Below are 19,123 nucleotides of genomic sequence, written 5' to 3' on the forward strand. Positions count from 1 at the left end.
GGCACCTGGTGTCAGACCGTGGCCGGTCGGCCGGTCAGAAGGTGAGCTTGAAGTCGGTGATCGTGCCGGTGTCGGCGGCGCCCTTGTCCTGGACCTTCAGCTTCCAGGTGCCGTTGGCCGCCACGGCCGAGGCGTTCACCGTGTAGGTCTTGTCCAGGTTCGCCGTGGAGTCCGAGGAGGAGTTCTGCAGGCGGAACGAGGTCCCGTTGGGGGCCACCAGGTCGATCTGGAGGTCACCGATGTAGGTGTGGGTGATCTTCACACCGACCTTGAGGGTGCTCGGAGCGTTGCCGGTGATGCCGGTGACGGCGACCGACGAGGTGACCGCGGGGCCGGGGGAGTCCGGGATGGCCACGCGGGTCGTGCTCTCGAATACCTTGCCCGGGTTCGGGTTGCCGCCGCCCGAACGGGCGCCGACGTTGACGGCGGCCCAGGCGTCGGTGACGCCGTTGACCTCGGGGCTGCCGGCCCCGTACAGCTCGGTCGCCGCGGCGATCGTACCGGCGCGGGCACCGGCGTAGTCCGTGGTGGAGTTGAACTTGGTGGTGAGCGCCTTGTACCAGATCAGCTGCGCCTTGTCCCGGCCGATGCCGGTGACGGGCAGGCCGTCGGAGGTGGGCGAGTTGTAGCTCACGCCGCCCACGACCTTGGCGCCGGAGCCCTCGGAGGCCAGGTAGAACCAGTGGTTGGCCGGGCCCGAGGAGTAGTGGACGTCGAGGTTGCCGACGCCGGAGTACCAGGCGTCGGCGGAGCCGCCGTCCTTGCTCGGCTTGTCCATGTAGCGCAGCGGGGTGCCGTCGCCGTTGATGTCGATCTTCTCGCCGATGAGGTAGTCGCCCGGGTCGCTCGGGTTGTTCGCGTAGAACTCGACGGACGTGCCCATGATGTCGGAGGTGGCCTCGTTCAGGCCGCCCGACTCGTTGCTGTACTCGAGGCCGGCGGTGGCCGCGGTGACGCCGTGCGACATCTCGTGGCCGGCGACGTCCAGCGAGGTCAGCGGGTCGTTGTTGTTCGTCCCGTCGCCGTACGTCATGCAGAAGCAGCCGTCGTCCCAGAACGCGTTGACGTAGGCGTTGCCGTAGTGGACGCGGGAGTAGGCGGCGACGCCGTCGCCGCGGATCCCGGAGCGGCCGAAGACGTTCTTGTAGAAGTCCCAGGTGACCCCGGCGCCGTAGGCGGCGTCGGCGCCCGCGGTGGCGGCGTTGGAGTTGGCGCCGTTGCCCCAGGTGTCGGTCGACTGGCTGAAGAGCGAGCCCGTGCCCGACGTGCCGTGGTTGAGGTTGTACGTCTTGTGGCCGCCGCGGGCCGTGTCGTTCAGCGTGAAGTTCGAACCGGACGACGAGGTGCCGAGGGTGACCTGGCCGCTGTAGTGGGTGTTGCCGACACCGGTCTCGATGCCCTGCCACTGGTGCAGCTTCGCGCCCGTCTTGGCGTCGGTGATGACGTGGAGCTGGTTGGGGGTGCCGTCGTCCTGGAGGCCGCCGACGACGGTCTCGTAGGCCAGGGTCGGCACGCCGTTCGCCATCCACACGATCTTGCGGGGAGCGGCGTCGGCCTTGTCGGCCTTGGAGCCGACCGCCTTGGCGGCGTCGAGGGCCTTCGCGGAGGCGGCCGCCGGAGCGTCGGCCGGGGCGGAGGTGGAGACGCCCTGCAGCTGGGCGGAGGACGCCTTGCTGACGCTCTGCGTCTTGTCGGCCGCGGTGCGGTTGACGACCAGGTCGCCGCCGAGGACGGGGAGTCCCTCGTACGTGCGCTCGTAGCGGGTGTGGGTGGTGCCGTCCTGGTCCTTGACCACGTCGTGGACGAGGAGCTTCTCCTGCGGGCCGAGGCCGAGCTCCTTGGCCGTGGCGGCCGTGGTGCTCTGCGCCTTGGCTATGAGCTCGGCGCGCTGCGAGGGGGTGAGCTGCGCGGGGAGCGCGCCCGGGTTGCGGACCTGGCCCTTGGGGGCGGCCGCGTTCGCGGACGGTTCGGGCTGCGCGCTGGCGGTGCCGGCCTGGACGCCGACGGTGAGGAGGGCGGCTGCGGCGAGCAGGGCCCCTGTGGCGGTGGCGTTCCGCCGGTGCGTGGACTTCACGCGGACTCCTTCGGTGCGTGGGGGGTGGAACCGGCGGCCGGGATGCGGCCGGCCGGGTGGAGCGTGTCGATCTCGTCGTGCTGGGGATGTGGAGAGGTTGCCAGCGATCTCCAAGATCGCCATGGACACGTCAGGTATTGGCCGAAAGGCGTCCGGATTTCGCCCTACCGCGTCCGCTGAGCGGACGCGCAGCGCCTGTATGGATGGCCTTATTCAGGTTCAACTCGCCAGATTCCGGGCATGACTTGCCCCGAGTCAAGACCGTGAATGGCGTAATTCGCGAACAGGTAAAGCGTTCGGCATCAAGCGTCAAACAGCCTTGTTCTGAACATGACTTGGCGGGTCTGATCGCGGACAAGTCGCTCCGAGCGGCGCCACCCCCCGAGGGAGTCCGCAATGCATCCAGCCCGTCGAACGTGGCCGCGCGCCGCGGCCGCCACGGCCGCGGCAGCCGGCCTCGCGCTCACCGCGGCGGCGGCCGCCCCGGTGACCGGGACCCCGACCGCCTCCGCGCACACCCGGACGGTCCCGCGCACCGCGGCCCGTCCCGCCGTCGCCGGCCACCAACTGGTCCGCGCCGTGGGAAGCCCGCTCTCCATCGAGGAGTGCCGGACCAAGTGGAAGATCGCGTGCTACACCCCGCTGCAGTACCGCGAGGCGTACGACCTCAACCCGCTCTACGGGGCGGGCATCACCGGCAGGGGCCGCACGATCGTCATCGTGGACTCCTTCGGCTCGCCGACCGTCCAGCACGACCTGGACGTCTACAGCAGGCAGTTCGGGATGCCCAGCACCAAGGTGCAGGTGGTCAAGTGGGGCAACGTCCCCCGGTGGGACCCGGAGAACGCCGACATGCTGGGCTGGGCCGGCGAGACGACCCTGGACGTGGAGATGGCGCACGCGGTGGCACCGGACGCGAGGATCGTCCTGGTGGAGACCGCGGTCGCGGAGACCGAGGGCACCACCGGGCTGCCGGAGATGATGGACGCCGAGAAGGCCCTGATCGACCACGGCGTCGGCGACGTCATCACCCAGAGCTTCGGAGCGACCGAGAACACCTTCCCCGGCTTCGACAAGGGCGACTTCTCCAGCATCGGGAAGCTGCGCTACGCCTTCGAGGCCGCCGCCCGCAACCACGTCACGGTGCTCGCCTCCTCCGGCGACGGAGGAGCCACCGACAACACCGCCGACGGGACGGGCTACTACCACGAGCGCGTCAACTCCTGGCCCTCCTCCGACCCGCTGGTGACCTCCGTCGGCGGGACCCGGCTGCACCTGGACGACGCGGGCAGGCGCACCGCCCCCGAGAGCGTCTACAACGACAACGGCGCGGGCGGCGGCGGCCAGTCCCACGTCTTCACCCGTCCGGCCTTCCAGAACGGCGTCAAGGGCGTCGTCGGCGGACGGCGCGGCACCCCGGACATCTCGATGGCCGCCGCGGTCGACGGCGGCGCGTGGCTCTACTCCAGCTACGACCCGGCGGCCACCGGCTGGGACGTCTCCGGCGGAACCAGCGAGTCCAGCCCGCTGTTCGCCGGCATCGTGGCCCTGGCCGACCAGGCCGCGGGCAAGCGCCTGGGCGACATCCACGAGGCGCTGTACCGCCTGTACGGGCGCTCCGCGTACGACCGCTCCACCGGCATCGTCGACGTCAACGACGGTACGGACAACAGCTACCAGGGCGTCACCGGCTACACCGCGGTGAACGGCTACGACATGGCCACCGGCGTCGGCACCCTCGACGCGGCCCGCTTCGTACCGGCCCTCGCCCGCGAAGGGCGCCGCGGCTGACGCCCCGCCACGGCCGGCCCGGCACGGTCGGCGCGTCGCCCCGGGAGGGCGGTGCGCCAACCGTCCGGGCCGGCCGCGGCCCGTGACCCTCCTGCCGGTACGTGCCGCCGGTCAGCGCCGCCTCATGGAGGACGGCGGCACGTCGAAGGCGCGCGTGAAGGCGCAGGAGAACGCCGCCGGGGAGGCGTACCCGAGCAGGGTCGCGACTTCGGTGACGGTCCTGTGGCGCAGGAGGGGGATCGAGGCGAGCAGCCGGGCCCGGGACCGCCAGGCCGCCGCCCCGCTCCTCCTCGGCGCCCTCCCGGCCGTCGTCCTCCTGCGCCGAAGGCCCCCGCGCATCCCGGACCGCCTGCACGCCGGGGGCTGCGTCGTCCTCCCGTGCCCGGTGCTGACGGCCGTGCCGGCCCGGACCCCGTGAGGACCTCACGCCTTCACGCGGTCGAACTCGGCGGCGAAGCCGCACCGCTCCGCGATCAGCCGCAGCTGGTCGTCCGGCAGACGGTCCGGCCCGGACAGGACGGCGGCCATGCCGTCGGCGGTGAGCCCGAGGGCGGCGACGATGCCGAGGTCCCCCGTCGGGCGCCCCTGCGGTGCGTCGGCGCCGGGAGGGCCGGCGCCGAGGGCGTCGAGGGCCTGCGCGGCGAGCGTGTGCCGGTGCGCGGCCCGTGCGTCCGACAGGAGGAGGGCCGTGCCGGTCGGCGCGGAGCGCAGGATCAGGAAGAACGCCTCGTCCGCGTTGAAGAAGCCGAACACCGTGTCCGTGGCCCCCTCGCCGCGCACCGCGGCGATCGCTTCGTCGAGGCCCGTGAGCGCGGTGCGGTCCAGTCGAGTGCAGTGCCGGCGGCCGTCCCGTTGGACGACGGCGACCGCGTACCGGTGGTTCTTGTGTGCTGTCACGGCCCCACAGGTGCCCCGCCGGCGCACCCGATAGCCATGGCGGGGGCTGTCGTGGCCCGCACGGAGCACACCCCTGCGGCAGGCCGGACCGCCCCCGGCGGCCACCCTCGCCGGCCGTACGGGAGGTCCCCCCGACTGCATATGTCGTTGACCGGCATATAGTGATCACATGACTGATCGTGCGATGCAGGAACCGACCCTGCTCCTCCTCACCGCGCTCGCGGACGAACCCCGTCACGGCTACGCGATCGCACGCGAGGTGGAGGGGATCTCGGGCGGGCGGGTGAAGATGCGGACCGGCACGCTCTACGGCGCGCTGGAACGGCTGTTGCAGCAAGGCCTGATCGAGGTCCACAAGGAGGAGGTCGTCGACAGCCGGCTGCGGCGCACCTACACCCTGACCGCACCCGGACGCGCGGCCCTGGCCGCCGAGGCCGAGCGGATCACGGCCACCGCGCGCGAGGCGACCCGCCGCCTGGGTGTCACCGGCAAGGCGGCCACCGCGTGAACCCCGTACTGCTGCGCTGCCCGCCCTGGCCTCCCTCAGCCGGCTGCGCCACCTCTCCTGGCGGACCCTCGTCCACGCCGGCGCCCTGACCTACCCCTTCTGCCTGGTCCACCAGAGCGTCGGCATACCCGTCACCCGGGGCGTCCTCAGGACGGTGCCGTTCCTGGGCCTGCTTCCGTCGATCGCCCTCGGCCTCCTCTTCTCCCTCCTCCTGGCCGCCGCACTGAACCGCCTGGTCGACCGCAGGCTCGGGCCCGTCCTCCGGCGCCGGCTCACCACCGCCCTCGACCCCCTCCCCGCACCGGCGTCGGCCCGGCGGCCGCCGGGCGACCGACCCCGCGTCGCAGGCCCCGGCCGGCCCCGGGACACGGCTGCCCTACGATCACCGGGAGGCACCGCACGAGGAGCGAAGGAGCGCCGGCACACGTGGAGACGGAGATCGAGAGGCCCGGGAGGCCCGAGAACCTGCCGGCGGCCGAACTGCTCTGGGCCCGCTGGGCCCTGGCCGCCGTCCTGGAGGCCACCGAGGAGGCGGAGGAGACGCCGCGCGTCCACCGCACCGGCACCTGGATCGACGGGGAGGGGCTGCACCTCGACGACTGCGGCTGCACCTGGTGGACCCTCGCGCCGATGGGCGGGGGCCGCTACGTGCTCTACGGCGAGGACGAGTCCAGCGGCGTCAAGTGGCACGAGCCCGCGATCGACATGCTGGCGCAGGCACCGCACTGGCTGCCCTTCGAACGGCTGCGGGGTCTGCTGGAAGGCTGGGAACTGGGCTGCGTCTACTGGTACGAGGACGGCACCTGGGCCCGCGCGCCCTACCCGGAGGGGCTGAAGGACGATGGACTCGACTGCGGCATGAGCCGCTTCGCGGTGCGCGAGGAGGCCCTGAGCCTGCTGGTGCACTCAGACCGGGGCCTGCTCCCGGGGCGGGCGGCGGAACTCCTGGCGGCGGCAGAGGCGTACCGCCTCAGCGCTTCCGACGTCGAGGCGGCGTTGGAGGAAGCGGACGAGGCCGCGGACGAGCACGCGCCGGAGGACCGGCGGGCCGCACTGCGCGCACTGGAGCGCGCCGGCCTGTCCGCCCCCCGCTGAGCCCCCGGACGACCGGCCCGCGCACCCGGGCATCGGCGACGATGCCCGTGGTCGCGGGGGATATCCGCTGGCCGGGCCGCGGGTGGTGACCTTAGGGTGCAGCCCATGACGATCATGACCCCCCATGCCGTGGACCGGTCCGTGTCCCTCACCGCGCAGGCGCTCCGAGGGGTGGCGCACCTCGACTGGTCCACCCCCGCCGCCGGGCTGGAGTGGAGCTGTTACGACACCGCCGTCCACATCGCGGGCGACTTCACCGCGTACGCCGCCCAGCTCACGGGGCACGCGACCGGCGGGTGGGTCCCCTTCGAGATCAGCGCGGACCCCGGCACCACCCCCGACGGCCTGATCGAGGTCATCGAGGCCACCGGAGGGCTGCTGTCCGCCGTCGTGGCCGCGGCCCGCCCGGAGGTCCGGGCCTGGCACCCGTCCGGCATGGCCGACGCGGACGGTTTCGCGGCCATGGGCGTCGTCGAGACCCTGCTGCACACCCACGACATCCTGGGCGCCCTGGGCGTCCACGACTGGGAGCCCGACCCGGCCCTCTGCGAACAGGTCCTCGACCGGCTCTTCCCGCAGGCGCCGCGCGCCGGTGCCGCTCCGTGGCCGACCCTCCTGTGGGTGACCGGCCGGGCCGCCCTCGCGGACCTGCCCCGCCGGCCGGTCTGGCGCTGGTACGCCGAACCCGTCCCGGCGGGCCGCGTCGTCCTCTGCGAGATCTCCCCCCAGATCGCCGCCGACCTCCACGCGGGCGGCACCGGCGGCTTCGCCTGGGCCGGGGACGGGCCCGGCGAGGGCACCCGGGTCGCGTCCGGCATGGTGCTCAAGGCCGGGGAGCAGGGCACGCACCGCCCGGGGTGGGGCCCGTACGCCATCGTCCGGACCGAGGACCGGCGCGCCATCGGCGGGATCGGCTTCCACGGCGCCCCGGACGCGGAGGGGAACGCGGAGATCGGCTACGACCTCGTACCGTCCGCCCGCGGCAACGGCTACGCCACCGACGCGCTGGGCGGCCTGGCAGCCTGGGCCTTCGCCCAGCCGGGCGTGACCGCGCTGCACGCCTCGGTCGACGCGGACAACGCCCCCTCCCACGGCGTGGTCGGCCGGGTGGGCTTCGAGCGGACCGGCTCCACCGAGGGGGACGGCGTCCGCTACGTCCTGCGAGCCGCCCGGGGCTGAACGCGCCCGGGGCAGCCGGCCGCCGGCCCGTCGACCGGACGGCGGCCGCCGGCCCACCGGACCGGATCCGCGCCCCGGCGCGGATCCGGCCGTGGCGCCTCAGGCCCGGCCGAGGAGGCCCGCTCCCGCGGAGCTGTCGGACCGGGCCGTGAAGAACGCGCAGAACGCGGCGACGAACTCCTCCTCCCCGACCTGTCCGTCCCCGTCCGCGTCCATCGCGCGGAACCCGTCGTTGAGTTCGGCCGGGTGCACCCGCGGCCCGCCGAACAGAGCCCGGTACTCGTCCGCCCCCAGGGCGCCGCCGCCGTCGGCGTCGGCGGCGCGGAACAGGGCCCGCACCGCCGGTACGAGGCCCTTCTCCAGGTACGCCGGGTCACGGTCCACACCGGACGTCATCGCGGACACGAACTCGCGGCAGTCCACGCCCCCGTCGCCGTCGGTGTCGGCCGCTTCCCGGAGCTGCCGCCACCAGCCCTCGAACGCGGCGTAGAGCTCGTCCTCCCGTTCGGCGGGGAGTTCGAGCCTCCAGCACATGGTGTGCACCATGGCCTGGAGGTCGGCGGAGTCGACCCGGCCGTTCCCGGTCTGGTCCAGTACCCGGCGGAAGAACGCCTCCAGCCGGGCCGGACGTGAGTCGCCGCCGCTCCGGGCCCGGGGCACCGGCACCCGTGCGGGCGCGGGCGCGCCGCTCACGGACCGGTGGCGGTAGCGCACCCGGTCGGGGGCCAGTGCCATGGCGTGGCGCAGTCCGTGGTGCAGGGTCCACGACAGCGCGGCGCCCGCGGGCCCGCGCGAGGTCCCGAACCTCTCGTGCCAGGCCGGCGGCAGATCGCTGACGGTGAGGGCGGCCAGCGCACGGGCGAGCACCACCCGCAGCACCGGCCACGCCGGCGCCAGCCTCCCGAGCCGGCGGGGGGCGGGGGCCTGGCGGAGCATCCCGTGGAGCAGGTCGCGGACCTCGGGTCCGTACTCCAGGACCTCCCTGACCGTCTGCTCGACGTAGGCCGGGACGTCGGCGGCGCTCGCCGGGAGCACCTCGCCCGGAATCCCGAGGGCGGTGCACACGTCCAGGAACTCCGCGTACAGCACGTCGCGTTCGGCGGGCGACAGCGGGTCCCCCGACAGCTCGCGCATGGCGGTCATGGACTCGTACAGCGTCACCATCACCCAGCCGCGGACCTCGGGATCCTCGGCGCTGTACGCCCGCCCGGCCGCGTCGGTCCCGTGGATGCGCCGGTGCGTCCGCTGGAGGCGGGCCACCTCCAGCCGCCGTTCCCCGGGGCCGGCGAAGAACAGCCGGCTGCCGCTCTCCATGGTGTGCTCGATCCGCCGCCAGGGATGGGCGCGGTAGGTGGAGTACCGGTCCATCCCCGCGGCGACGACGGGATGGGCGATCTGCATCACGAGCAACCGCCATGCCACGAGCCCCATGCGCCGCTCACCGAGGGTCCGCCGCAACAGGGTCTCGACAGCGGGTAAGGCCACAGAGGTCACGGGAGCTTCCTTTTCTCACGGGGACGCCGACACCCCGTACAACGCCCCCGTCCGGTCGCCCGGCCCACCCGCACGCCGTCCTCCACCCGGACGTGCGTCCTCCCGAACGCCCGAACGCCCGCCCGTCCCGTCCGCGGCCGGTGTACGGGGTCAGTACCAGACGTACAGGTGGAACGGCAGAACCGCTCCGGGCAGGCCCGCGACGCATGTGTAGGGGAGGCCGGTGGCCTTTCCGGCGTTCTCGCAGGGCGTGGGGGAGTTGTAGTACGTGCTGTGGTAATGCCATTCGGCCGTGGCGCTCGGTGTGCTGCCGGTCTTGCCCGTCGGCTGCGGGAGCTCGGCTGCCCGGGCGGTCACGGCGGTTCCTCCCAGGGCGAGCGAAGTCCCCAGGGTCAGACCCACCACCGCGTCACGCATGCGCATGTGCATCCCTCTCCTTCGGCCACACTGCGGTGAAGTCCCTTCTGTGGGGCCATTGAACAAAGGGCGGGCGCCGGGTGTCCAGGCACCTCTGCCCGGTGACGTCAGAGGTGTTTGGGGCTCGTCGGACCGGGCGAGGGGAGCCCCGTGTCCCTGCGCCGGGACACGGGGCTCCCCTCGCCTGTAGCGTTCACCGCCAGGTGGTTGCAACGCGATCCCTCCGGATGTTGCGTTAGATTCAGATCCGATGCAACGATTTCAGGCTTCTGAACTGCTTCGATTGCCATCGAAGGTGATATCTCGCTTCCTTCATCCATGAACGCAACGTAGCGTTTCTATCGTCAGAAACGAAGGGGCGCAGGGCCTGCCGATGGGCCGGGCACGCGTCCCGCGGAGCGCACGTCCGAAGGGGTGGGTCATGGAGGCAGCGGCACTGAACCGGAAGCGGGCGGCGGCGCCCGGCGCCCTCGACTCCTTCGCCCGCTTCGTGCTCTGCGGCGGGGGAGTGGGGGTCGCCTCCAGCTTCGCCGTGGCGGCCCTCGACCCCTGGATGCCCTGGGCCGTGGCCAACGCCGTCATCACCGCGGCGTCCACCCTCCTGGCCACCGAACTGCACGCCCGCATCACCTTCGGCGCGGGCGGCCGTGCGACCCGGCGGCAGCACGCGCAGTCGGCCGGATCGGCGGCCGCCGCCTACGCGGTCACCTGCGTGGCGATGCTCGTCCTGCACCATCTGGCCGCGGCACCCGGTGCGGCCCTCGAACAGGCCGTCTACCTCGCCGCCTCCGCACTGGCCGGCGTCGCGCGGTTCGCGGTCCTGCGCCTCGTCGTCTTCGCACGCCACCGGGCGCGGGGGGCCTCGGCGCTCCTCCGCACGGACCGCCCCGCGTCCGCGGCCGTCTCCTGCACCGGGGCCCCCGGCGACCCGACGGCGCTGTGCCGCGCAGCCTGACCGTCCGGCGTCCGGCGTGCGGCACCCGGGGGCGGTGCCTACGCTTGACGGGTCACCGCCGGGCATTCGGGGGGACCCCTGCACCAACGGGGTGGTGGTCCGGCTCCCTGCTGCACAGGAACCGGAAGGCGGCCCTGTCATGGCTACTGCACCCGAATTCGACACCCCCGTCCTCGACACCATCGCCGCGATGACGATCGACTCCCTCGAGCACTGCCACATGGACGAGCGCACGCTGATCATCAGCCGCATCGCCGCGCTCGTGGCCATGGACGCGCCCGCGATCTCCTACCTGGCCCACATCAACCCGGCGGTCAAGGCCGACTTCACGGTCGAGCAGCTGCAGGACCTGCTGGTCGCGATCGCGCCCGTCGTGGGAACGGCGCGCGTCATGTCCGCGGCCGGGCACATCGCACAGGCCTTCGGCGTCGCCCTCGCGCTCGCCGAGAGCGAGGCCGAGGCGATAGCCCAGGCCGAGGCCGCCAGCCGCACCATGTCCTGAAGGATCCCTCCCGCCCCCTGCCCGAGAGCCGTCAGGGCTCCGGCGGGCACGAACACCGCGGTGTGCCGCGCGTCTCCCGGACCGGCCCCCGCACCCCCTCCGCGGCAGTGGAGCGGAGCCGGGGTGGGGGCACGCCGCGACCGGGAACGCACGGCCACCCGCCCCGGCGCACCGCGCGCGGCGATGTGGCCCGGCCCGTGTGCGCGGCCGGTTTCACACCGCCTTCGCGGCCGCCCCCGGCGGATCCTCCGAGGGCGGCCGTCGCCTCCCTGCCGCCGCTGGGCGGCCCCGTCGCCCTCCGCCGCCAGGGCCCGTCGTCAAACTCCCGTCTGCCCCGCCGGGCGACGACGGGACTTCGACGACAGGTCCTGGGCCTGGGTCCGCCGGGGCCGGGGTTCGGCGTTCAGGAGCGCCCACCAGGCGTGACCGTCGTGGTCGGTGTGGGTGCCGCAGGCCTCGACGGTGCGCAGCAGCGCCACCTCGGTCGGCACCCGCCCCCCGTCGCCGGTGCCGCCGTCCCCGTCGGTCCGGTGGCTGAGGGCCATGACGAGGATCTTCGCGTCCTGGTCGGCGAGGTGGACGCTGACGCGTTTCCCGCCCGCCGCCACGGCCGCCTCGACCAGGCCGTGGACGGCCTTCAGGAAGTCGTGCTCGTCCAGCCCCGGGTAGCCCCAGGGAGCGACGGCCAGCGCGGCCCGTCCGGCGGCCTTCCGCGGCGCCCACCGGTCCGACGGGAAGGTCAGCACCCGGGCCCGCCGGCCGGTGACCACGAGCCGCGGCGCGATTCCGGTGGCGGACTGCGGCGTGGCCGCCGGCCGCGGAGCCTCGACGGGTGTTCCGCGCGCGGGCGACGACGGGGGAGCGGAACCCGACGGAACCTGCGGACCCTTGGATTCCACAACCTCGCTCATACCCTGCCACGCTACTCCGCCCGCCCCCGGCGCGCAGCGGTACGCACGGATTCCGGGAGGGGCGCGGTCGTCGATGACGAGCCGTCACCCCTGCGCGTCAGCAGATCCGTTGGCGCCGCGTCGGGCCGTGGCCGCGTCAGGCGAGGGCGCGGACCACCGACCACAAGAGGCGCTCGTTCTCCGGGGCCGCGCCGCCCGGGAAGGCGAACCGGCGCCGGGTGTAGCCGTACGCGAAGCCCTGCCGGGGGTCGGCGAGGCCGAGCGAGCCCGCGGCGCCGCTGTGGCCGAAGGCGCCCGCGCCGAGGGAGGGGTAGCGCGCGCCGTAGCTCTGGAAGCCGAGGCCGAACGCCTTCGCCGTGCCGCCCACGAGGTCCGTGCCCTCGGAGTGGATCCGGGCGAACTCGGCCGCCGTGTCCGGCTTCAGCAGGGGCGCCCGCCCGTCCAGGCCGAAGGCGGCCGCCGCGTAGAGGCCCGCCAGCCCGCGCGCCGAGCCCACCCCGCCCGCCGACGCCTGGCCCGCGGCGCGCACGGCACGCGCGTTGGGGAAGGCGTACAACTCGCCGTTGCCGTCGGCGTGTTCGTTGAAGGCGATCCCGCCCAGGGTGTACGGGCTCGCGGCGGCCGCCTCGATCTCGGCCGCCTGCTCCGGCGTCGGCAGCATCGGCTGCGTGCTCAGGAAACGCGGCTCCTCGGACTCCGGCAGGCCCAGCCACAGGCCGAGCCCGTACGGAGCGCGGACCCGCTCCTCGTACCAGGCGTGCAGCGTGCGCCCGGTGGCCCGGAACACCACCTCGCCGACCAGGGCGCCGATCACGAGGGCGTGGTAGCCGAAGAACCGGCCCGGCTGCCAGAACGGCCGCTGCCCCGCCAGGCGGGCCGCCATCGCCCGGTCGTCGGCCAGCTCCTGCGCGGTGAACCCGGCGTCCAGGCCGATCACGCCGGCCCGGTGGGCCAGCAGCTCGCGCAGCGTGATCCCGCCCTTGTCCTGCGCGGCGAAGTCCGGCCAGTACGAGGCGACGGTCCGGTCCAGGTCCAGGAGGCCGTCCTGCACCAGCAGGGCCGCCACCAGGTAGGCCGCGCCCTTGGTGGACGAGAAGACGCCCAGCAGGGAGTCGGCGTCCACCCCCTCCGACCACAGGTCCACCACCCGTTCGCCGCCCCGGTACACCACCAGCTGCGCGCCGGGCGCGTGCTCCTCGGCCGCGAGGAAGGCGGCGAACTCCTCCCGCACCCCTTCGAAACCGGTGACCACCGTGCCGTGGACCGCCATGACCCCTCCCGAATCCCGTCTTGATCTTGCAGTCCCGGCAACCCGCCACCCCGCGCCCCTATTCCCAGGGCCTGCCGCGCACCACGGAGTCGTCCGCGGCGGCGGGCGTCACCCTGCCGTGGCGCAGACGGGGTGCGTGCGGGCGGCGTAGGAGCGGGCGGCCACGACGAGGCCGGTGCCCAGGCCGGCGAAGGCCAGGCCGCCGAAGGCGACCATCCAGATGACTCCCGAGCCGGTGGTGAACGGCGGGGACGGCTCGATCCCGGGCAGCACCCCGACCGCGATGAGCGGGGCCGTGACCGTGAGGACGGCCCCGTAGACGGTCAGGGGGACACCGGTCAGCAGGGCCGGCACCAGGGGCAGCAGGCGCGGGACCCGTCGTCCGGACAGGAGCGGCGTCGACCAGCGGGGGAACACCTGCCCCCAGGTGTGCAGGAGTCCCAGCAGCAGGAAGACCCCGACCAGGGCGGCCAGCACGGTCACGTCGATCCCCGCCGCCGCGGCCGCCCTCGACGGGCCCGACGTGCCGATGCTCGTCAGCCTCCGCCAGTCGTCGCCCGCGACCCCGAGCGCGTCGCCGCCCAGCGTCCAGACGCTCTTGGCCCCCGCCCACGGCAGGAGCCCGCACATGAGCAGGTACACCGTCCAGCGGGTCCGCCGGGTGGCGGGGGAGGCGTCCGGGTGGGCGAGCGGGCCGTCGACGGCACCGGTATGCGGCCGTCCGCACCGCGGGCAGTCGCCGCGGAGCCGGCGCCGGTACGACACGCCGACGAGGAGCAGGAGCACCGCGCCGGCTGTGTTCGACAGCACCTGCGCCAGCCCCGTGGCGCTCTCGACCCCCGAGAGCGTCACCAGCGTCACGAAGTGGATCGGCAGCCCGACCGTCCCCAGGCCGAACACCGGGACCGCCGCGATCAGTACGGCCGCCACCGCGGCCCGTCCCCGTCGGGGGAGCGCCCCGGCCGTGGCCAGGGACGCCCCGCCCGCCAGGACGGCGAGGGCCGCCAGGAGCAGCTGGACCGCTGGCGCGTACGTCGCGTGCGCCGTCCACGGCACGGTGGTGCCCGCCACCGCCCACGCGACCTCGACGGCGGCGTACCCGACCCCCCACGCCGCGGCGGCCCCGGGCGCCCACGACGGCCACCGCCACCACCACCGCCGCCCCGTGCCCGCCGCCGGCGGCCGGGGAACGCCGCCCGTCTCCGCGCTCGCTGGAACAGCCACCGTGACCTCCGAGTTCTCCGGACTGCCGAGACTCCAAGGCTCGCCGCCACCCGCGCCGGTCACATCCGTCCGACGGATCATCAGCCTTCCCCCGCCCGGGGGAGACCGGAGCCGCGGCCGTGTTCACCACCGGCGTTCGGCGGCCGGGGCGCCGGAGCGGGACGCCCGGGCTCCGGCGGGGTGGTCAGGAACGGCCGGCGTTCGACGGGCCGAAGAACTCGATCTCCGCGATCGCGACCTGCTTGTCGGCGGAGGCCGCGTGCGAGGAGTCGACCGTGAGGCGGACCTTGGTGACCTCCCCGACGCGGAACGGGCGCCGCTGGCCGCCCGGCCCCTGATCGAGGGTCAGCCGGCTCGTGGTGACCTTGCCGTCCTTCCCGGTGATCGTCGCCGTGACGCGGTGCGGCAGGGCGGACTCGCCTATCTTGTCCGCCCGCGCGGAGACGCCCGGGGTGATGATCACGTCCAGCAGCCGGGTCGGTTCGCTGAAGCCGACCTCGATCCACTCGCCCTTCCCGGACTCCGAAACGCCCGGACCCCACCAGGTGTTGCTGCGTTTGTCGAAGGCCAGCTCCGGCTGGTGGCCCGGGTACGAGCGGGAGGCCGTGATGCGGTCCGGGGCCACCGGCGCGCGCTTGGCGAAGTGGTCCAGCGCCACCCGGACGCCGTCGGGCAGGTACAGGAACCCCAGGACCGCGACCGTGACGACGACGGCGAGGGTGGTCCAGGTGCCGATGCGGTCGAAGACGCGCCGCAGCCGGGGCCGGTCGCCCACCCACGGCGTCTCGCGGCGCCGCCCGCCGAAGAGGCGGCGCCACCAGGGCGCCCGTGCCGGTGCGGCGGCCCCGCCGGTCTCGGCCAGCGGCATCGCGCAGCGCACGCAGTAGTGCCGGTCGGGGCGGTTGGGCGTCGCGCACCACCGGCAGGGCGGGCCGCCCACGAGGCCGGGCTGCTCCCCCGGGGCGCGTACGGCGGGCCGGTCGGCGTCCGGCCGACCGGGCAGGACGGGCCCGGCGGCGGCCGGAGCGGGGTGCGGCTGCTGCGCGTCCGCCACGGGCACCAGGAGGGAGCGCGCCCGGTCGGACAGGGTGTCGCTCAGCGCGTGCGGGCCCGCGCCGGCCGGCGGCGCGGGATCGGTGGGTCCGGTGTGCTGTGGCGAGGGGGTGCCCTGATGTCCGGGCGCGGGGTCGTCGGGGTGCCCGCCGTCGACGGACCGGGCCGGACCGGCCGACCCCCTTCCCTCCGACTCGGGCTGCCGTACCGGTCGTTCGGGCCGGGGTGACGGCCCGGCGTGCCGGGCCGGCTCGGAGCGGCCCGGCGTGCCCGGTGCCCCCGCGCCTCCCGACGGTCCCGTACCGCCCGTCGTTCCCGGCGTTGTCGTGGCGTGCGGGCTCCGGGCCGTCCCCCGGTCGCGCGTCGGCTGCGCCCCCTCCTGACCCGGCCCCGGTCCCCGCGGATCGCGGGAGGCGGACGCCGGGGCGGTCCCCGGGCTGCCGGAGGCGCCGGGTGCCACGGGGCCGGCGCCCGCGGCACCCGCGGCACCCACGGCACCCACGGCACCCACGGCGCCCGCGGGCCCGGCTGCCGTGCCGACGCCCGCACGCGTGTCCGTCCCCCCGCCCGTGCGCGGGGGCGCAGCCGGCTCCGCGCCGCTGGCCGTCCGCGGGTCCGCGGCGGGAGCGCCGTCGTGCGGCGACGGGCCGGCGGACCGTGCGGCGCGGGCCGGCCGGTCCCAGGTCAGCACGGCGCCGCACGCGTCGCAGAAGGACTGGCCCGGTTCTGCGCGCGTTCCGCATTCGGCACAGTTCTGCGTGGTCATGTCTGCGGGGTCCTTTCGGCGGCCGTCACTTCGACCGTGTAGGGCATGTGGGCGGGGCGGGCGGCGGCGACGAGCGCGTCCAGGCGATGGGTGTCGGCCGGTGTCGGGTCGGGCAGCCGGAGGACGACGTGCAGGCCGGGGCGCGGGGCACCGGGGAAGGGGCCGAGCGGGCGGGCGCTCCACTCGGCCCCGCCGCTCTCGGTGATCTCGGGCGCGACCCCGAACGCCAGCCGTACCGCCTCCGCGAGGCCGCGGCGGGTGCCGCGGACCCGGTGCAGCGCGACGGCGGACGCGGCGGCGGCCCGCAGCCGCGGCTCGGGCTCGCTCCCGTCGGTCTCGGCGCCCACCCAGGTACCGAGCCACCGTGCGAAGTCGGCCGGGGTCAGCGCCGGGTCGAAATAGGTGTCCAGGCAGTCCAGGACGTTCAGGACGGGTGCGAGGACGTCGTCCAGGCCGCCGACGAACCGCTGGGCCAGGTCGTCGTCGGCGAAGACGGCGGGCAGCATGGAGCCCAGCGGGAGGGAGGAGCCGAGGCCGTCGACGGAGCCCCGGTAGGGAGCGGCCGTCATCCGCCGTCCCCGATCACCCGGACGCGGTGGTCGTAGGAGAAGACCAGGGCGGGCCGGTCCAGGTCGATCCGGTCGGTCGGGTCGCCGCGCTTGCCGGTGAGGGGGTCGGCGGGGTGCAGGACGACCTGGTCGACGAGTTCCACCCCGGGGACCCTTTGCAGGACCGCGAACACCTCGCCGGCCTGCACGGGCCGGCCGAAGGGCCAGCCCCGGCCGTCCGCGCCGCCGGTCAGCGGGTCGAGGTGGCGGTACAGGGCGTCGTGCGCCCGGCGGCGCACCCGCTCGGTGTCGACGCCGCGGAAGGCGTGCACCGTGGCGACGACCGTGACGCCCTGGTAGTACGGCGGGCCGACGGCCAGCCGGGTGCCGATCAGACGGCGCTCGTCGAGGTGGCGGGTGATCCGGTCCAGGAGGGCGTCGCCGGGCACGAGCTGCTCGAAGCGCAGCCGCCCGCCCGGGTCGGGGACGGCCTGGGGGACGACGAGGACGCGGACCGCGTAGGCGCCGTACGCGCCCTCCTCCCCCTCCAGGCAGGTGATGCGGGCCGTCTCGGGCGCGGCGCGGCGGGCGAGCTCCTCGTAGTCGCGCAGGGTGACGGCGCGGTCCTGGGCGCGGAGCGTGATCGGCGCCCGCAGTTTGGCCTCCTCGACCGTCTCGCCGTCGACGCCGCCGCGCGCCGCCTCGCGGTTGACGACGTCGGCGACGTACGGGATGGAGGTGCGCAGCACCTGGACGGCGCCGCGCGCCACGTTGCCGGCGCGTCCCCCGCCGGTGCGGTAGCGGCGGGCGCGGACGACGGCGCCCTTGGGGGCGACCGCCCCGTACTGGCGCAGCGTCCCGTCCGGTTCGCGGACGGCCGGTCCGAAGGCGACCTCGCCGGTGGCGGCGTCCAGGGTGACGTGGCGGTCGCCGGGGCGGGAGGCGGCGAAGTGCGCGACCACCCGCCAGTCCTGCCAGCCGTCGTCCTCGGCGGTCTGCAGGAGCAGCGGCGGGTCGTCGGCGACGACCGGCGCGTGAGCGAGCCGCAGCCGCTGTCCGGGCAGTCCCGTGGCCTCGCCGAGGGCCTCGTCGCGGACGGTCTCGGCGTGCACCGCCCGCGTGGTGCCGCCGATGGTGTAGGCCTCGACGGAACGGATGCTCGGCGAGGTGGTGTAGAAGGGCTGGCCGGGCAGCGGGTCGGTGACCCGGCAGCGGACCCAGCCGGCCTCGTGGCCGCCGTTGCGCGAGAGCACGTGGCCGCCGGGCAGGTGCAGGACGACGTCGCCGGGCCGGTTGAGGCCGCCGGTGCCGTCCCGGTCGACCTCGCAGGGCTGCCAGCCGTCCTCCGTCCACGCCTCCCACACCAGCGGCGGCTGGCGGGGGTCGACACCGACGCCGTCGACGCGGCTGTCGAGCTCCAGCGCGAGCGCACAGTGCGGAGCGGCCGCGCTCAGACCGATGAGCATGCAGTCACCGGGGTTCGGGGCCTCGGCGAAGCAGAGCACGTCCTTGCCCTCGACGAGTTCCGTGGTGCGGTCCGCGACGGCCTGCCCGCGGTGCTGCACCACCACGTGGGACAGCGCGCACGGGACCACGGCCAGGTCGCGCTCGGTGGCGAAGACCACGGCCTCCTCCCGCTCGGTGCGCAGGGTGGCGACCTCGGCGCCGGCCGGGACAAGGATCACGTCCTCCTGGGGCGCGGACAGCCAGAAGGTGACGTCCGTGCGCGCCGCGGACGGCGGGAAGAGGGTGATGCCCACCAGGTCGAGGAAGGCGAGGTGGTTCTTCTCCGGAACCCGGTTGAGCCGGTAGACGATCTGGTCGGCCATGTGCGCGACCGTCTCGACGAGCGTGACGCCGGGGTCCGAGACGTTGTGGTCGGTCCACTCCGGGGCGCGCTGCTGGATGTAGCGCTTCGCGTCGTCGACGAACTGCTGGAAGCGCCGGTCGTCGAGGTTGGGGGAGGGCAGGGACATCAGAGGTCGCTTTCCGAGTCCGGCGCGCCCGGCTCGTCGTGGGAGGGGATGACGTAGAAGGGGAAGACGAGGCTGCGCGGGTTGTTGGTCCCGCGGATGGAGTACCGGACGTCGATGAACAGGACGCTCCGGTCCGCTCCGGCGGAGACCTCCACGTCGTGCACCTCGATCCGGGGCTCCCAGCGGTCCAGGCTCACGTACACCTCGTGCTGGATGCGCCCCGCGGTCTGCTCGTTGACCGGGGCGAAGACGAGGTCGTGGATGGCGCAGCCGAACTCCGGGCGCATCGGGCGCTCGCCCGGCGAGGTGGCCAGGACGAGCCGGATGGCCTCCTCGACCTCGCGCTCGCCGCTGACCAGCGCGATGCCCCCGGTGGGGCCGATGCGCAGCGGGAACGCCCAGCCGGAGCCGACGAACTGTTCGGCCATCAGGGGGCCACCTGTCTCTTCGTGCCGTCGGCGCC

17 protein-coding genes and 2 pseudogenes are annotated in these 19,123 nt (G+C 74.6%); 7 read left to right on the plus strand and 12 right to left on the minus strand.

Annotated elements, in window-relative coordinates:
• Positions 1-34: 34 nt before the first annotated feature.
• Entirely contained in the window at positions 35-2,074 is a 2,040-nt protein-coding gene (locus AB0469_RS03095) for a M4 family metallopeptidase (protein WP_366449556.1), read from the minus strand.
• Positions 2,075-2,470: 396 nt separating this feature from the next.
• On the opposite strand from AB0469_RS03095, the gene AB0469_RS03100 reads away from it, so the two are divergent.
• Positions 2,471-3,865 (plus strand): S53 family peptidase, encoded by a 1,395-nt coding sequence (locus tag AB0469_RS03100; RefSeq protein WP_366449557.1) that lies wholly within the window; start codon positions 2,471-2,473, stop codon positions 3,863-3,865.
• 111 nt (positions 3,866-3,976) lie between these two features.
• Here AB0469_RS03100 and AB0469_RS03105 read toward each other — a convergent pair.
• A pseudogene (locus AB0469_RS03105) lies at positions 3,977-4,141 on the minus strand (helix-turn-helix domain-containing protein); the annotation flags it as partial.
• Here AB0469_RS03105 and AB0469_RS03110 point away from each other — a divergent pair.
• Positions 4,128-4,283 (plus strand): annotated as a pseudogene (locus AB0469_RS03110) (sulfite exporter TauE/SafE family protein); the annotation flags it as partial. The pseudogenes AB0469_RS03105 and AB0469_RS03110 overlap by 14 nt on opposite strands.
• A gap of 5 nt (positions 4,284-4,288) precedes the next feature.
• Here AB0469_RS03110 and AB0469_RS03115 read toward each other — a convergent pair.
• Complete coding sequence (locus AB0469_RS03115; RefSeq protein ID WP_366449558.1) at positions 4,289-4,762, minus strand: tRNA adenosine deaminase-associated protein; 474 nt, start codon at positions 4,760-4,762, stop codon at positions 4,289-4,291.
• 169 nt (positions 4,763-4,931) lie between these two features.
• Here AB0469_RS03115 and AB0469_RS03120 point away from each other — a divergent pair, with 169 nt between their 5' ends.
• The 3 genes from AB0469_RS03120 (at position 4,932) to AB0469_RS03130 (ending at position 7,544) form a co-directional block, all read left to right on the plus strand.
• Complete coding sequence (locus AB0469_RS03120; RefSeq protein WP_366449559.1) at positions 4,932-5,270, plus strand: PadR family transcriptional regulator; 339 nt, start codon at positions 4,932-4,934, stop codon at positions 5,268-5,270.
• Positions 5,271-5,696: 426 nt separating this feature from the next.
• Complete coding sequence (locus AB0469_RS03125; protein WP_366449560.1) at positions 5,697-6,365, plus strand: hypothetical protein; 669 nt, start codon at positions 5,697-5,699, stop codon at positions 6,363-6,365.
• A 105-nt stretch (positions 6,366-6,470) separates the two neighbouring features.
• Positions 6,471-7,544 carry a GNAT family protein gene (locus AB0469_RS03130; RefSeq protein WP_366449561.1) on the plus strand — a complete coding sequence of 358 codons (1,074 nt, stop codon included), beginning with the start codon at positions 6,471-6,473 and terminating at the stop codon, positions 7,542-7,544.
• A gap of 99 nt (positions 7,545-7,643) precedes the next feature.
• Here AB0469_RS03130 and AB0469_RS03135 read toward each other — a convergent pair whose 3' ends face one another.
• Both AB0469_RS03135 and AB0469_RS03140 read right to left on the minus strand, forming a co-directional pair.
• Complete coding sequence (locus AB0469_RS03135; RefSeq protein ID WP_366449562.1) at positions 7,644-9,038, minus strand: EF-hand domain-containing protein; 1,395 nt, start codon at positions 9,036-9,038, stop codon at positions 7,644-7,646.
• Between the two features lie 150 nt (positions 9,039-9,188).
• Entirely contained in the window at positions 9,189-9,461 is a 273-nt protein-coding gene (locus tag AB0469_RS03140; protein WP_366449563.1) for a hypothetical protein, read from the minus strand.
• A gap of 415 nt (positions 9,462-9,876) precedes the next feature.
• On the opposite strand from AB0469_RS03140, the gene AB0469_RS03145 reads away from it, so the two are divergent.
• On the plus strand, positions 9,877-10,410 hold the full coding sequence (locus AB0469_RS03145; RefSeq protein WP_366449564.1) for a hypothetical protein: 534 nt from the start codon (positions 9,877-9,879) through the stop codon (positions 10,408-10,410).
• A gap of 139 nt (positions 10,411-10,549) precedes the next feature.
• Entirely contained in the window at positions 10,550-10,912 is a 363-nt protein-coding gene (locus tag AB0469_RS03150; RefSeq protein ID WP_366449565.1) for a carboxymuconolactone decarboxylase, read from the plus strand.
• A gap of 317 nt (positions 10,913-11,229) precedes the next feature.
• Here AB0469_RS03150 and AB0469_RS03155 read toward each other — a convergent pair whose 3' ends face one another.
• The 7 genes from AB0469_RS03155 to AB0469_RS03185 form a co-directional block, all read right to left on the minus strand.
• Entirely contained in the window at positions 11,230-11,823 is a 594-nt protein-coding gene (locus AB0469_RS03155; protein WP_366449566.1) for a hypothetical protein, read from the minus strand.
• Between the two features lie 136 nt (positions 11,824-11,959).
• Complete coding sequence (locus AB0469_RS03160) at positions 11,960-13,093, minus strand: serine hydrolase domain-containing protein (RefSeq protein ID WP_366449567.1); 1,134 nt, start codon at positions 13,091-13,093, stop codon at positions 11,960-11,962.
• A gap of 108 nt (positions 13,094-13,201) precedes the next feature.
• Positions 13,202-14,317: a hypothetical protein gene (locus AB0469_RS03165; RefSeq protein ID WP_366449568.1), complete on the minus strand. Its 1,116-nt coding sequence runs from the start codon at positions 14,315-14,317 to the stop codon at positions 13,202-13,204.
• 184 nt (positions 14,318-14,501) lie between these two features.
• Positions 14,502-16,136, minus strand: coding sequence for a zinc ribbon domain-containing protein (locus AB0469_RS03170; protein WP_366449569.1), 1,635 nt, complete (start codon positions 16,134-16,136; stop codon positions 14,502-14,504).
• Complete coding sequence (locus AB0469_RS03175; RefSeq protein ID WP_366449570.1) at positions 16,133-16,705, minus strand: phage tail protein; 573 nt, start codon at positions 16,703-16,705, stop codon at positions 16,133-16,135. Before AB0469_RS03175 ends, AB0469_RS03170 begins: the two co-directional genes overlap by 4 nt.
• Positions 16,702-18,660 (minus strand): putative baseplate assembly protein, encoded by a 1,959-nt coding sequence (locus AB0469_RS03180; protein WP_366449571.1) that lies wholly within the window; start codon positions 18,658-18,660, stop codon positions 16,702-16,704. The genes AB0469_RS03175 and AB0469_RS03180 overlap by 4 nt, the downstream gene beginning before the upstream one ends.
• On the minus strand, positions 18,660-19,088 hold the full coding sequence (locus tag AB0469_RS03185; protein WP_366449572.1) for a GPW/gp25 family protein: 429 nt from the start codon (positions 19,086-19,088) through the stop codon (positions 18,660-18,662). The genes AB0469_RS03180 and AB0469_RS03185 overlap by 1 nt, the downstream gene beginning before the upstream one ends.
• Positions 19,089-19,123 lie beyond the last annotated feature (35 nt).

The sequence above is a fragment of the Streptomyces sp. NPDC093801 genome (genome assembly GCF_040701585.1).
Classification (GTDB): Bacteria; Actinomycetota; Actinomycetes; order Streptomycetales; family Streptomycetaceae; genus Streptomyces.